The sequence below is a fragment of the Stutzerimonas stutzeri genome (assembly GCF_018138085.1).
Classification (GTDB): Bacteria; Pseudomonadota; Gammaproteobacteria; order Pseudomonadales; family Pseudomonadaceae; genus Stutzerimonas; species Stutzerimonas stutzeri_AI.
Window position 1 is genome coordinate 889,503 of record NZ_CP073105.1, and the last position, 12,756, is coordinate 902,258.

Below are 12,756 nucleotides of genomic sequence, written 5' to 3' on the forward strand. Positions count from 1 at the left end.
GTTGGTGAGCGCTTGGAAGGACTGATGTACCGAACCGCTGTCACCTGTCCGGGGCTGTGTCGTTATCCACGCCCCGCTGCATCCGATCGCTGGCGACGATGACTTTCATGTCCTCGAACAGTGCGTCGGCGTCGGCCTCGGAGCAATCTTGCCGATAGCGCTTGCGCAGCCCGTAGCTGCTGAGGGTGACGTGTTCATCCGGGGTGACGCCGTGCTGCGCCAGGCAGACCAGCGCGCAATGCAGCGGGCAACCGTCGATGGCCAGGATCGGACGGCCGGAGAGGGCCTTGTTGACCAGCGCCGCGACGCGGCCGCCAACACCGGCGATGCAGGACATTTCCGCCAGTCCGCTGCGGTCGAGGCGCACCGCGAGGGTGTTGGCCAATTGCGCCACGTTGGAACAACCCGAGCAGGCGTATACCAGCGGCAGGTGGGGTGTCGGCATCCTCGTCTCCTGTTGCGCAATTCGCCCCACAGTATCGGGCTCCTGATGCCGGGCACGTTTGATGATCATCAAGAACCGGCAGTGGCGTCGGTCACTCCTGGTACGCCGCCAGGCCCTGGTTGTCGAGGATCTCGATACGTCGTCGCTGGACGCTGATCATTCCCGACTCGATCAGCCGGTGCAGGATCCGCGAAAAGGTTTCCGGCTGGATGCCCAGCTTTGAGGCGATCAGCCGCTTGGGTACGTCGAGGGTCACCACGCCGCTGTTGTTCTCCTGCTCCTGATAGAGAAAGCGCACCACGCGATGGCTGGCGTTGGCCAGGGTCAGGGTGTCGATCTCGTTCAGGCGTTGGTGCAGGCGGATGCTCAGGGTCGCGAGGATGTCCAGGCAGATGCTCGGATGCTGCTCGAGCATGCGCCGGTAGTGCGCACCGTGCAGACTGGCGACCAGACTGGCCTTGAGCGCGGTGGCGCTGACCGGGTAGTTCGGCGCGCCCGTGAACAACAGCGCTTCGGCGAAGGATTCGCCAGCCCGGATGACCTCCACCAGCTTCTCCTGGCCATCGCAGACCACCCGGTGCAGTTTCACCTGACCGCTGAACAGGAAGTAGAAGCGCTCCGCCTTGTCGCCCTGGTGGAACAGCGAGGCGCCGGCGGGCAGGCGCTTGAGGTTGGCCGAGGCACAGACCTCCTGCAGCGCACCCTCGGGCAAGCGGCTGAACAGGTGGTGGCGGCGAAGCCCCGCAACAAGGGATGTTTCGGTGAGCATGGTTCCTCCACCGGTACGCGTCCGGGATTGTTCGAGGTTGCATGCTAGAAGCGCCGACGACGATCTTTCCTTGATTCGAGACAAGATCGCGGCCCGCAGGCGGCTCATGCTGGCGGTGAAAAACAGCCGACGGGCATTGACTCTGGTCAATTCGCTTTGGGCGGGCATCCTCTAAATTTCACATCATCTTGTGGTTTCGTTTTATTGTTTATCTACATATGGTGGTGGAGACGTGATGCCTGGGCTCGTGGATGTGGATCAACCCGTGTCGCTGCGAAAGCGCGACGGTCGACTGGTGGCCTTCGAGGCGAGCAAGATCGGTGCGGCGATCGAGGCGGCAGCCCGGGCGACCGGTGAATTCGAAGCAACCGAGGCGAACGAACTCGCCGCCCGGGTGCTGGCGCGCTTGTCGCAACGGGTGGTGGCGGTAGAGCAGGCCCAGGACGCCGTCGAGCGCGTGCTGATGGAGGCGGGGCATTACGACACGGCACGCGCCTACATCGTCTACCGCGAACGCCATGCGCGCCTGCGCCGTGATCGCAAGGCGGTGATCGACGTCGCTGCTTCGATGAACGAGTACCTGTCGCGGGAAGATTGGCGGGTGCGCGCCAACGCCAATCAGGGCTACTCGCTCGGTGGCTTGATCCTCAACGTGGCCGGCAAGGTCACCGCCAACTACTGGCTGGACGAGGTCTACAGCCCGGCCATCGGCACCGCGCACCGCGAGGGCGATCTGCATATCCATGACCTGGACATGCTCGCCGGCTACTGCGCAGGCTGGTCGCTGCGCTCGCTGCTAAACGAGGGCTTCAATGGCATCCCCGGGCGCGTCGAGGCGGGCCCGCCCAAGCACCTGTCCAGCGCCCTGGGGCAGATGGTCAACTTCCTCGGCACGCTGCAGAACGAATGGGCCGGCGCCCAGGCGTTCAGCAGTTTCGATACCTACCTCGCACCCTTCGTGCGCAAGGACGGGCTCGGCTATGACGAGGTCCGCCAGGCGATCCAGGAGTTCATCTACAACCTCAACGTGCCGTCGCGCTGGGGCACGCAGACGCCCTTCACCAACCTGACCTTCGACTGGGTCTGCCCGGAGGACCTGCGCGAGCAGATCCCTTATATCGGCGGCGTCGAGATGCCCTTCGCCTATGGCGAGCTGCAGGCCGAGATGGAGATGATCAACCGCGCCTACATCGAGGTGATGCAGGCCGGCGACGGGTTGGGGCGGGTGTTCACCTTTCCGATCCCGACCTACAACATCACCCATGATTTTCCCTGGGACAGCGAGAACGCCGAGCGGCTGTTCGAGATGACCGCGCGCTACGGCTTGCCGTACTTCCAGAACTTCCTCAACTCGGACATGCAGCCCAACCAGGTGCGCTCGATGTGCTGCCGCCTGCAGCTCGACGTGCGCGAGTTGCTCAAGCGCGGCGGCGGGCTGTTCGGTTCGGCCGAGCAGACCGGCTCGCTCGGGGTGGTGACGATCAACTGTGCCCGCCTGGGTTATCTGCATGCCGGTGACTGGGCCGGGCTGGTCGAGCATCTCGATGCACTGCTGGACATGGCCAAGGAGAGCCTGGAGGTCAAGCGCAAGGTCATCCAGCATCACATGGACGCCGGCCTCTATCCCTACACCAAGCGCTATCTCGGCACCCTGCGCAATCATTTCTCCACCATTGGCGTGAACGGCCTGCACGAGATGGTGCGCAACTTCACCGAGGACGCCGAAGGGCTGCACACCGAGGCCGGGCGACGCCTGGCGGTCCAGCTGCTGGATCACGTGCGGGCGCAGCTGGTGCGCTTCCAGGAGCAGACCGGGCACCTCTACAACCTTGAGGCGACGCCGGCCGAAGGCACTACCTATCGCTTCGCCAAGGAAGACCGCAAGCGCTTCCCGGACATCCTCCAGGCGGGTTCCGCCGAGGCGCCGTACTACACGAACTCCTCGCAGTTGCCGGTGGGTTTCACCGACGACCCCTTCGAGGCGCTGGTGCTGCAGGACGAACTGCAGACCAAGTACACCGGCGGCACCGTGCTGCACCTGTATATGGCCGAACAGATTTCCTCGGCGCAGGCCTGCAAGCATCTGGTGCGCACCGCGCTGGGCCGTTTCCGCCTGCCTTACCTGACCATCACCCCGACGTTCTCGATCTGCCCGACCCATGGCTATCTCGCCGGCGAGCACGAGTTCTGCCCCAAATGCGACGAGGCGCTGCTGGCCAGGCAGCAAAATTGCTGCGCCTGAGCCGGGTCGCGAATGACACACCGAACCGACCTGTAGGCGCGAGGGGGACGCCGAGTCCCTCTCGCGAGGGCGGCGACACCGCTTTTGCGAGCGGGACTTCCACGATTATTCATTCACCACGAAGGAGCGACACATGACCCACGCCACTCAACTGCCCGAAGCCCAACGCCAGCGCTGCGAAGTCTGGACCCGCGTGATGGGCTATCACCGCCCGGTCGCGGCGTTCAACCCGGGCAAGCAGTCCGAACACCGCGAGCGCACCCATTTCACCGAGCAGGCGGCCGGGCTGGCGCGCTAGCCATGGGCGCTGCGCTGCGGGTCGGGGGCCTGGTGCCCCTGACCACCCTCGACTTTCCCGATCATCTGGCTTGCGTCCTGTTCTGCCAGGGCTGCGGCTGGCGCTGTCGCTACTGCCACAATCCCGAGCTGATTCCGGCCTGTGGCACGCAGGAGCGCAGCTGGGACGACATCCTCGACTTTCTCGACCAGCGCGTCGGACTGCTCGAGGCGGTGGTCTTCAGCGGCGGCGAACCAACCCTGCAACTGGCGCTGTCGGCAGCGATCGCCCAGGTGCGCGCCAGGGGCTTCAAAGTCGGGCTGCACAGCGCCGGTATCAAGCCGAAGCTGTTTCGTCAGGTGTTGCCGCTGGTGGACTGGGTGGGGTTCGACGTCAAGGCGTTGCCCGAACACGGCCGGCTGATCACCGGGGTCGAAGGCAGTGGCGAGGCCAACTGGAAAAGCCTCGAGGCGCTCATCGGTAGCGGCGTGGACTATGAGTGCCGCACCACCGTGCATTGGCAGCTGTTCGATGCCGAACGTCTGTGGGATATGGCCCAGCGCCTGCGCAAGCTGGGTGTCGAGCGGTTCGCCGTGCAATGCGTGCGCACCGCGAAGATGCTCGACGAGTCCCTCGCGGAAAGCCGCGCGCCCTATGACCAGCAGAAGCTGTGGGAGCGGATGGGGCGGCTGTTTCCCTCGTTTGTTTTGCGCGGTTGATGGCTAACTGAATTATCCGACAGCGAGGCTGCGCTAAAAGCTCGCGGTCAAGACCGCTCCTACAAAGGTGCGCACCGCCTTAAGTGCAAGCATCCCCGTGGGAGCGGTCTTGACCGCAAACGGCAAGCAGTAGGATGGGCGAAGCCCATCGCCCGCCCGGCAGAGCTGCAGGCTGTGGGTGGACCATCGCGGCGTGATTGGCCGTATGCCTGATGGGGATGGCGGAGTTGCCCGAGCGGCTTCGCTAAAAGCTCGCGGTCAAGACCGCTCCTACAAGGTGCGTGCCGCCTTAAGTGCAAGCATTCCCGTGGGAGCGGTCTTGACCGCGAACGGCAAGCAGCACGATAGGCGAAGCCCATCGCACTGTCAGGTAGCGTGCGCCGGGCCGCGTTCCGTTTCAGCCCCACCGTAACGAGCCGATCAGCTCCAGCCCCAGAACTGCAGATACCAGCCGTAACCGACCACCGCGGTTGCCAGTCCGACGCAACCGAAGGCCAGCAGGCGACGCAGTCCGTTGGCGCCGTGACGGGTGATCACTTTCCAGGCCAGCGTCAGGGTCCAGCCGATGGCGCCGGCCAGGAGCAGGGCGCGGGTCGGTTGTGCCCAGGCGAGGATGAAGCCTTCATAGCGCAGCAGCTTGATAGTGGTGGCCGAAAGCCCGAGGAACAGCCCGGCGCCGCCCAGCGGCGTGAACGCCAGCGCCAGATGGTTGAACACTTCGCCGCGGCGATTCATCAGACGCACCGCGCCTTGCAACACCAGCCATAACGCGCCGCCGATGAGCAGTGAGCTGGCGCCGATGTAGGTGAGGATCGCCGCGCCGTCGAGCCAGGTGAAGGCGTCGTTGTTCTGCGGGTAGTGGGTCAGCAACCACCAGGGCGCATTGGCCTCCAATGGCCAGAAGATGTCGCGGTCGACCAGCCACTCGGCAGCGGTTTGCTTGAGCGTGATGAACCAGGGGCTGACCGTCCACTGGAAGGCACCCATGGCCAGGCCGATCATGCCGAACAGCAACAGCGTGCTGTCCCAGTGGCCGTGCTGCGACTGGTTGCCGACGATGAGGATTTCCTGGTTCGGCGAACGGGCGGCGAGGGCGACGGCGCCGCGCTGGCCGCTGCAACGACCGCAGGCATGACAATCGCTGTTGCCCTGCATGCGGCGGATGTCGATCAGCGGGGCGCAGTTGGGCGTCGCCAGCTTCGGTCCCTGGTTGGCCTGCCAGCGTTCTTCGTCGACCTTGTAGTGCATCGGCGCCAGGCGCGCGAGCAGGCCGAAGACGCCGCTCACCGGGCACAGGTGCCGGCACCAGACGCGCTTGCCGCGACCATAAAGGAAGCCGACGATCATCGCGGCGACGGTCGAGCCACCAAGGATCAGCGCGGCGGCACGGCCGTAGTCGTAGACGCTGATCAGCTGGCCGTAGACGGTGGTCAGCACGAAGGCGATGGTCGGCCAGCCGCTCCAGCGAATCCACTGCGGAGTGCGCTTGTTCAGCCCGCGCCAGCTGATCCATTCGCTGAGCGAGCCTTCCGGGCAGAGCACACCGCACCAGAGCCGGCCGAAAATGACCATCGACAGCAGCACGAAGGGCCACCAAAGCCCCCAGAACAGGAACTGGGCGAACACGGTGATGTTGTCCAGCATGCGCGCCTCGGACGGCGGCAACGAGAGCACCGCCGGCACCAGCAGCAGGACCAGATAGAAACCAACCACCAGCCATTGGATAAGGCGGATGGTTCCGGCGTGCTGGCGCAGCAGATCGCCGATCCGCGCCAGCCAGGGGGTGTTGGCGATCATACGGTGCGAGCCTCCAGACGAGCCTCCGACTTCGGTCGCAGCCAGGCCCAGACGGCCAGCCAGTAGAGCGCCATGGTGATCACCGCCGCCAAGGATGGCATCGCGCGGTAGCCGGTCAGCCCGGCGATGGTGCTGCCCAGGGTGCCGCCATCATCGAGCAGGGCGGAGGTATCCCACAGCGGGTCGCCGAACACGGTGTAGAGCACTTCTGGCACATCCATGCCCATCAGCTGACCGCTGAAGCGATCGAGCCCGGCCATCAGCAGCGCCGCGCCGAGCAACAGCAGCAGCGCCTCGCTGACCTTGAAGAAGCGCTTCCAGGAGAAGAACCGGCTGCCGGCCTGCAGCGCCGCATAGCTGAGCAGCGCCAGCGCGAAGCCGAGCACGCCGCCGATGACGAAACCGGTCAGGTCGGCGCCTTCCTGCTGATGGCCGATGCCATAGAGGAACACCACGGTCTCGCTGCCTTCGCGCGCCACGGCGAGCATCGCCAGCACCAGCAGGCCGATGCCGCTGCCCTGGCTGAGGCTGGCCGCTGCACTGTCGACCAGATTGCGCTTCATGTCGCGGCCGTGATGGTGCATCCAGCCGACCATCTGCAGGATCAGCAGGGCGGCGATCACCAGCATGGCGCACTGGAACCATTCACCGGTCGGGCCGGCCAGCCAGTCACCGGCGCTGAGGATGCCCCAGGCCAGCAGCGAGGCCAGTCCGACACCTGCAGCGACGCCGCCCCAGAGCATGCGCAGCGCATGACGGTTGTTCGGTTGCTGGCTCAGCCAGGCATGCAGGATGCCGATGACCAGCAGTGCCTCGACGCTTTCGCGCCAGACGATGAACATTGATTGGCCCATGTCGCTTCTCCTGTGACGGAACTACTTGGCGATGATCTCCCCTTCCGGGAGGTCCATATGGAACTCGTCGAAGAAGGGGTAGCGACCCGGTTTCAGCGGATGGATGACGACAAACGAGGACACGCCGGGCGAGAGCACCTTTTCAACCCGCAGGGGTGTGCTCTCGAACTCGGTCGGCCCCTTGCCCGCATTGGTGACCACGATCTTGAAGCGCTGGCGAGCCGGCACCTCGATCGTGGACGGCTCGAAATGGCCATCACGGATGGTCAGCTCGTAGGTCGGCAGCCCGGCCTGGGCGCCACCGGCAAAGCCGGCAGCGAGCAGGGCCAGGGTGGATAGCAGGACGCGTCGCATGGCGGACCTCCGGCTCAGTAGCCGCCTTTCTTGCCGATACCGGCGTAGGTGAACTCGTAATTCAGCTTGCAGGTCTTGAACCAGGGCGCGACGCCTGTTTCCTTGTCGACGTGGCGGCCGAACATGCTGTGCTTGCCATCCGGCGGCGAGACGGTGAAGGTCAGCTGGTATTTGCCCGGGCCCATCAGCTTGACGTTATCGCCGTAGTGCGGGCCGTCGTTGGCGACCATCGGATGGAATTCGCCTTCGATCTTCTCGTCCGAACCCTTCTTGCTCAGCGCGTAATGGATGTTCAGGTAGGAAACGAAGCTGCCTTCCTGCCAGCCGTTGGGGTTGTTTTCAAGAGCGGAGATGTCGGCTTCCAGGTGCACGTCGGACTTGGCGGCATCGAGCATCATTCCGGCAGGTTCCATCTCGACCGGCTGCAGGTAGACCGCGCCGACCTCCATGCCGCCGCACTGCTGCGGCTCACCGATGGGGTATTCCTTGGCTTGGGCAAGGGGCGCGACGAGCAGAGAGATGACGGCGAAAGTAGCGGGAATGCGCATGAAGGCCTCCGGTAGATGAGCTGTAGGTTGACGCGTTAAGGTTCGCACCTGTGATGCTTAACGATAATGATTCGCGTCAATTGTGAACGAAATACTTTGTAACGTATAGCCCCGATTCGACGCCTGGTCGTTGCCATGAAGGCCGTAGGTCGCTGCCTGCGCTGGCTTGCGCATCGAGGGTGCGCCGGGTTGTCGCACCTCAGGCGAGGGATCCCGCCTCGCGTGGTCGATGTGTGGTCGGTGCTCTGCGCCGTCCGACGATAAAGGCTGCGAGTAGACCGTTAGGGGCCTACCATATGCTTTTCGACCCGGGGAATGCCAATGCCTCAAGCTGCCATGTTGGATGCTCGAACCGCCCGTGTATTGCCCTGGCTGGTCGCCATCGCCTTCTTCATGCAGACGCTCGACGGCACCATCCTAAATACCGCACTGCCATCCATGGCCCGTGATCTGGCCGAAGACCCGCTGCGCATGCAAGGTGTGGTCATCGCCTACATGCTCACCGTGGCGCTGCTGATTCCGGCGTCCGGCTGGCTGGCCGACCGCTTCGGTACCCGGCGGATCTTCTTCTCCGCTCTCATGCTGTTCACCCTCGGTTCGCTCCTCTGCGCGATGAGCACCAGCTTCAACCAGCTGGTGGTCGCACGTGTGGTGCAAGGCGTCGGCGGCGCGCTGATGCTGCCGGTCGGGCGCCTGGTCGTGTTGCGCGCCTATCCGCGTAGCGAGTTCGTCCGGGTCATGACTTTCATTGCATTGCCGGGCATGGTCGGCCCGTTGATCGGCCCGACACTCGGCGGCTGGCTGGTCGAATACGCATCCTGGCACTGGATCTTCCTGATCAACCTGCCGGTTGGGCTGATCGGCTGTTTCGCCGCGTCGCGTTTCATGCCGGACCTGAAAAGCCCGGAGCGGATACGCTTCGACAGCTTCGGCTTTCTGCTATTCGGCGGCGCCATGGTGCTGATCACCATCGCCCTCGAAGGGCTGGGCGAAATGCAGATGCCCCACGCTCGGGTGCTCCTGCTGCTGGTCATCGGCAGTGCCTGCCTGACCGCCTACTGGTTGCGCGCGGGGCATGTCGACAAGCCGCTGTTCAGTCCGACGCTGTTTCATACCCGCAGTTTCGCGGTGGGGATCTTCGGCAATCTGTTCGCCCGTCTGGGCAGCGGTGCGCTGCCGTTCCTGCTGCCGTTGCTGTTGCAGGTGGCGCTAGGCTATTCGCCGGCGCAGGCGGGCATGACCATGATTCCCCTGGCGGTCGGGGCCATGCTGATCAAGCCGCTGGCCAAGCCTTTGATCGACCGCTTTGGCTATCGGCGTATCTTGATCGGCAACACCTTGCTGCTCGGCAGTCTGATCGCCAGCCTCGCGACCATTGATGGACAGACGCCTGCCGCCTTGATGCTGGTGCACCTGAGCCTGATCGGCATGGTCAACTCGATGCAGTTCACTGCGATGAACACCGTCACTCTGGTCGGCCTGAGCCAACAGAACGCCAGCAGCGGCAACAGCCTGCTCTCGGTCGTCGTGCAGTTGTCGATGAGTCTCGGCGTGGCGTCGGCCGGAGCCCTGCTGGGCGGCTTCACGGAGCCGGGCGCCGACGGCGCGGCGGTGCTGCAGGCGTTTCACCTGACCTTTTTATGCGTAGGCGCCATGTCGCTGATGGCGGCCTCGCTGTTCTTCCAACTGGACAGCAAGCAGGCGATGGCCGCGCGTTTAATCGACGAAGAGTGATGCCTGATCAGCCGATACAGCGCTCGGCGTCGTCTTCCTCTTCGGGGATCTGGTCGGTGACGATCACGCGCGCGTGGCAGCCGTTGTCCTCTTCCATGCGCAGGCCGTAGTAGCGGCTGTCGTTGGCATCCCAGAACGCTTCGACCTGCGCCATGGTGCCCGCTTCGAGGAGCACCTCCAGGCTGTTTTCCAGGACGATTGTGTAGAGTTTTTCGCAAGACATGGTGGGCGGGCTCGTGCTCGATCTCAAGAATGACCACTGCTTGGCGGTGGTGATGTCATTCTGACAGCTTGATCGAGAGGCGCAGTGTCCGCTCATCGCCTGACGGCAGAATCCCGCTGAACGGTTCTTCGCCGGCGTGGTCTAGGCGCGCCGGCTATGCCGAATGCCGATCCTGGCGGTAGCGCCGATGAACTGGTCGCGCCCGCCGTCATCGGCGGCTGGTTGGCGCGGGCCGGGACACACGGCAACCCGGACGACCAGAGCCGGATGGGTGCTGCCGCAGGCCGCGGCAATAAACGGGGCGCGCCGCTAGTGGCCTTGACTCTCACCGCAGCCACAGGCGATCAGCCGGGCTCGGATGAGCTCGGCCAGCTCGTTGAAGAACACGTGTACCGAGCGGAGCGACAGGCTGTCCGGGCGCGTCAGCAGCCAGAGGTCGGTATCGCAACCCTCCAGCGGGCCGCTCAGGCGTTCCGTGCCGTCCAGGCTGCTGATCAGGAAATCGGGCAGGGCAGCCACACCTAAGCCTGCACTAACCAAGCCCCCCACCGACGAGATGCTGCTGCAGCGATAGCGCGGTACGACGTTGGGATGCGCCTGCAGTCGCCAGGCGACGGAGACGTGGTCGGAAAGGGAGTCATCGGGCGCGATCCAAGCTAGCTCCGTGGGCGCCTGTTGATACAGCGTGCGATAGCTGGGATGGCCGCAGACGAAGTAGGAACTCTTGCTCAAGCGCCGGCCGGCGAGGTGCTCGGGCGGGGCATTGGAAAGACGCAGGGCAATGTCCGCATCACGCCTGCTCAGGCTGGCGAACGCGTTGGAAGTCGCCAGCTCCAGTGAAATGGCCGGATAGCGCGTCATCAATTCCGAGAGCACGGGGATCAACAGGCTGCGCAGAACGGCGTCGGTGCACGTCAGCCGAACGGTCCCGCTGATGGTCTTTTCGCCGAGTGTCAGCGCGATTCGTGCGGTGTCCAGCGCCTGTTCCGCGCGCTCCGCCTGCTCGGCGAGCGCTTGGCCGCCCTGGGTGGGCGTATAGCCTCGGCGGTTCTTTTCGAATAGCGCCACTTCCAGATTGGCTTCGAGTTTGCGCAGCGCGCGAAAGACCGTAGATACGTCCATCTGAAGCAGCTCGGCGGCTTTGGCCAGCGTCCGTCCTCGTACCAGTGCGAGTACCAGGCTGAGGTCGCCATGAGTGATTTGATATTGCATCGGCGCAAACATCCCTTGCGATTTTGCCGCTATGGATTGCTCTGGCGCGCATTTTATACTCGGCTCGCTACTGCGAATCAAATCGCTCCCAGGCTTGGGATAGCCCGCTACGTTCGGCGCCCGCAGCCCGTGCCAATAACAAATTCGCTGCGAACCAGCGCGTCGGCAGCAAGGATGTTCTCAAAATGATTTCCGTATCCCCACGTGTCATACAGCTCAACGAAGCAAACAGCTTTCTCAAGGAGCACCCGGAAATTCAGTACGTCGATCTGCTGATCGCCGACATGAACGGGATCGTGCGTGGCAAGCGAGTCGAGCGGGCGAGCTTGCACAAGGTGTACGAGAACGGGATCAAGCTTCCAGCCTCGCTCTTCGCCCTGGATATCAATGGCTCCACGGTTGAAAGCACCGGTCTGGGCATGGACATCGGCGATTCCGACCGCGTGTGTTACCCGATTCCCGACACGCTGAGCCCCGAACCCTGGCAGAAGCGCCCGACCGCGCAACTGCTCATGACCATGCACGAGCTGGACGGCACGCCGTTCTTCGCCGATCCGCGCGAAGTGCTGCGTCAGGTGGTGCAGCGATTCGATGAGCTGGGGCTGACGGTCTGTGCGGCGTTCGAGCTCGAGTTCTACCTGATCGATCAGGACAACGTGAACGGACGCCCGCAGCCGCCACGCTCACCGCTTTCGGGCAAGCGACCGATATCCACGCAGGTGTACCTGATCGACGACCTCGACGAGTACTCGGACTGCCTGCAGGACATCCTCGAAGCCGCGCGGGAACAGGCGTTGCCGGCCGACGCCATCGTCAAGGAAAGCGCCCCGGCGCAGTTCGAGGTCAACCTGCACCACGCCGAGGACGCCATCAAGGCGTGCGATCACGCCGTGCTGCTCAAGCGCCTGATCAAGAACGTCGCGTACGACCACGAGATGGACACCACCTTCATGGCCAAGCCGTACCCCGGCCAGGCCGGCAACGGGTTGCATGTGCACATCTCGTTGCTGGACAAGAAGACCGGAAAGAACATCTTCGCCACCGAGGATCCGGAACAACATGCTCCGTTGCGCCATGCCGTGGCCGGCATCCTCGAAACCATGCCGGCATCGATGGCCTTCCTCTGCCCCAACGTCAACTCCTACCGCCGCTTCGGCGCCCAGTTCTACGTGCCCAACGCGCCGAGCTGGGGGCTGGACAACCGCACGGTAGCGGTGCGGGTGCCCACCGGCAGCAGCGAGGCGATTCGTATCGAACACCGGGTGGCCGGTGCCGACGCTAACCCGTACCTGATGATGGCCTCGATACTGGCGCCGGCATTCACCATGGCCTGACCAACGAGCTCGACCCGGGGCCAGCGGTGGAGGGCAACGCCTACGAACAGCTCGAGCAGGCCCTGCCGACCAACCTGCGCGACGCGCTGCGTGAACTGGACGACAGCGAAGTGCTGAACAAATACATCAGCCCCGACTACATCGACATTTTCGTCGCCTGCAAGGAGGCGGAGATGCAGGAATTCGAGAGCACCATTTCCGATCTCGAATACAACTGGTACCTGCACACGGTCTAAGGAGCACGACGG

At 64.0% G+C, this 12,756-nt stretch carries 12 protein-coding genes and 1 pseudogene; 5 read left to right on the forward strand and 8 right to left on the reverse strand.

The features are described from left to right. Positions 1-40 precede the first annotated feature (40 nt). The gene (locus tag KCX70_RS04250) at positions 41-445 is read right to left on the reverse strand and encodes a putative zinc-binding protein (RefSeq protein ID WP_212619390.1); all 405 of its coding nucleotides are present in this window, start codon (positions 443-445) and stop codon (positions 41-43) included. A 91-nt stretch (positions 446-536) separates the two neighbouring features. Next, positions 537-1,214, reverse strand: a complete 678-nt coding sequence (locus KCX70_RS04255; protein WP_212619391.1) for a Crp/Fnr family transcriptional regulator — start codon at positions 1,212-1,214, stop codon at positions 537-539. A 235-nt stretch (positions 1,215-1,449) separates the two neighbouring features. Here KCX70_RS04255 and KCX70_RS04260 point away from each other — a divergent pair, with 235 nt between their 5' ends. The 3 genes from KCX70_RS04260 (at position 1,450) to KCX70_RS04270 (ending at position 4,452) form a co-directional block, all read left to right on the forward strand. Next, the gene (locus tag KCX70_RS04260; protein WP_212619392.1) at positions 1,450-3,456 is read left to right on the forward strand and encodes a ribonucleoside triphosphate reductase; all 2,007 of its coding nucleotides are present in this window, start codon (positions 1,450-1,452) and stop codon (positions 3,454-3,456) included. A 133-nt stretch (positions 3,457-3,589) separates the two neighbouring features. After that, positions 3,590-3,754: an anaerobic ribonucleoside-triphosphate reductase gene (gene nrdD, locus KCX70_RS04265; RefSeq protein WP_021208804.1), complete on the forward strand. Its 165-nt coding sequence runs from the start codon at positions 3,590-3,592 to the stop codon at positions 3,752-3,754. A 2-nt stretch (positions 3,755-3,756) separates the two neighbouring features. Beyond that, positions 3,757-4,452 carry an anaerobic ribonucleoside-triphosphate reductase activating protein gene (locus KCX70_RS04270; RefSeq protein ID WP_212619393.1) on the forward strand — a complete coding sequence of 232 codons (696 nt, stop codon included), beginning with the start codon at positions 3,757-3,759 and terminating at the stop codon, positions 4,450-4,452. Positions 4,453-4,872: 420 nt separating this feature from the next. On the opposite strand, the gene KCX70_RS04275 is transcribed toward KCX70_RS04270, so the two are convergent. From KCX70_RS04275 to KCX70_RS04290, 4 genes are read right to left on the reverse strand one after another with little or no spacing between them, the layout of a single operon-like run. Next, a complete protein-coding gene (locus KCX70_RS04275; protein ID WP_212619394.1) occupies positions 4,873-6,249 on the reverse strand; it encodes a 4Fe-4S binding protein in 1,377 nt (458 codons plus the stop codon). Next, on the reverse strand, positions 6,246-7,103 hold the full coding sequence (locus KCX70_RS04280) for an FTR1 family iron permease (RefSeq protein WP_021208801.1): 858 nt from the start codon (positions 7,101-7,103) through the stop codon (positions 6,246-6,248). Before KCX70_RS04280 ends, KCX70_RS04275 begins: the two co-directional genes overlap by 4 nt. Positions 7,104-7,124: 21 nt before the next feature. Then, positions 7,125-7,457: a cupredoxin domain-containing protein gene (locus KCX70_RS04285; protein ID WP_021208800.1), complete on the reverse strand. Its 333-nt coding sequence runs from the start codon at positions 7,455-7,457 to the stop codon at positions 7,125-7,127. 14 nt (positions 7,458-7,471) lie between these two features. Then, on the reverse strand, positions 7,472-8,005 hold the full coding sequence (locus KCX70_RS04290; RefSeq protein WP_021208799.1) for an iron transporter: 534 nt from the start codon (positions 8,003-8,005) through the stop codon (positions 7,472-7,474). Between the two features lie 321 nt (positions 8,006-8,326). On the opposite strand from KCX70_RS04290, the gene mdtD reads away from it, so the two are divergent. Continuing rightward, on the forward strand, positions 8,327-9,739 hold the full coding sequence (gene mdtD, locus KCX70_RS04295) for a multidrug transporter subunit MdtD (protein WP_021208798.1): 1,413 nt from the start codon (positions 8,327-8,329) through the stop codon (positions 9,737-9,739). Between the two features lie 7 nt (positions 9,740-9,746). Here mdtD and KCX70_RS04300 read toward each other — a convergent pair whose 3' ends face one another. Together KCX70_RS04300 and KCX70_RS04305 are read right to left on the reverse strand one after the other, a co-directional pair. Further along, complete coding sequence (locus KCX70_RS04300; RefSeq protein WP_212619395.1) at positions 9,747-9,962, reverse strand: hypothetical protein; 216 nt, start codon at positions 9,960-9,962, stop codon at positions 9,747-9,749. Between the two features lie 309 nt (positions 9,963-10,271). Next, positions 10,272-11,174, reverse strand: coding sequence for a LysR family transcriptional regulator (locus tag KCX70_RS04305; protein ID WP_212619396.1), 903 nt, complete (start codon positions 11,172-11,174; stop codon positions 10,272-10,274). A 188-nt stretch (positions 11,175-11,362) separates the two neighbouring features. Here KCX70_RS04305 and KCX70_RS04310 point away from each other — a divergent pair. Next, positions 11,363-12,744, forward strand: a pseudogene (locus KCX70_RS04310) (glutamine synthetase family protein). The last annotated feature ends 12 nt before the right edge of the window (positions 12,745-12,756 follow it).

What these genes read in the sequence shown, in the direction of transcription:
- KCX70_RS04290 (WP_021208799.1), bottom strand. Translation starts at nt 8,005, where the DNA reads ATGCGCATTCCCGCTACTTTCGCCGTCATCTCTCTGCTCGTCGCGCCC.
- KCX70_RS04280 (WP_021208801.1), bottom strand. Translation starts at nt 7,103, where the DNA reads ATGGGCCAATCAATGTTCATCGTCTGGCGCGAAAGCGTCGAGGCACTG.
- KCX70_RS04275 (WP_212619394.1), bottom strand. Translation starts at nt 6,249, where the DNA reads ATGATCGCCAACACCCCCTGGCTGGCGCGGATCGGCGATCTGCTGCGC.
- KCX70_RS04305 (WP_212619396.1), bottom strand. Translation starts at nt 11,174, where the DNA reads ATGCAATATCAAATCACTCATGGCGACCTCAGCCTGGTACTCGCACTG.
- KCX70_RS04255 (WP_212619391.1), bottom strand. Translation starts at nt 1,214, where the DNA reads ATGCTCACCGAAACATCCCTTGTTGCGGGGCTTCGCCGCCACCACCTG.
- nrdD (WP_021208804.1), top strand. Translation starts at nt 3,590, where the DNA reads ATGACCCACGCCACTCAACTGCCCGAAGCCCAACGCCAGCGCTGCGAA.
- mdtD (WP_021208798.1), top strand. Translation starts at nt 8,327, where the DNA reads ATGCCTCAAGCTGCCATGTTGGATGCTCGAACCGCCCGTGTATTGCCC.
- KCX70_RS04285 (WP_021208800.1), bottom strand. Translation starts at nt 7,457, where the DNA reads ATGCGACGCGTCCTGCTATCCACCCTGGCCCTGCTCGCTGCCGGCTTT.
- KCX70_RS04250 (WP_212619390.1), bottom strand. Translation starts at nt 445, where the DNA reads ATGCCGACACCCCACCTGCCGCTGGTATACGCCTGCTCGGGTTGTTCC.
- KCX70_RS04300 (WP_212619395.1), bottom strand. Translation starts at nt 9,962, where the DNA reads ATGTCTTGCGAAAAACTCTACACAATCGTCCTGGAAAACAGCCTGGAG.
- KCX70_RS04260 (WP_212619392.1), top strand. Translation starts at nt 1,450, where the DNA reads ATGCCTGGGCTCGTGGATGTGGATCAACCCGTGTCGCTGCGAAAGCGC.
- KCX70_RS04270 (WP_212619393.1), top strand. Translation starts at nt 3,757, where the DNA reads ATGGGCGCTGCGCTGCGGGTCGGGGGCCTGGTGCCCCTGACCACCCTC.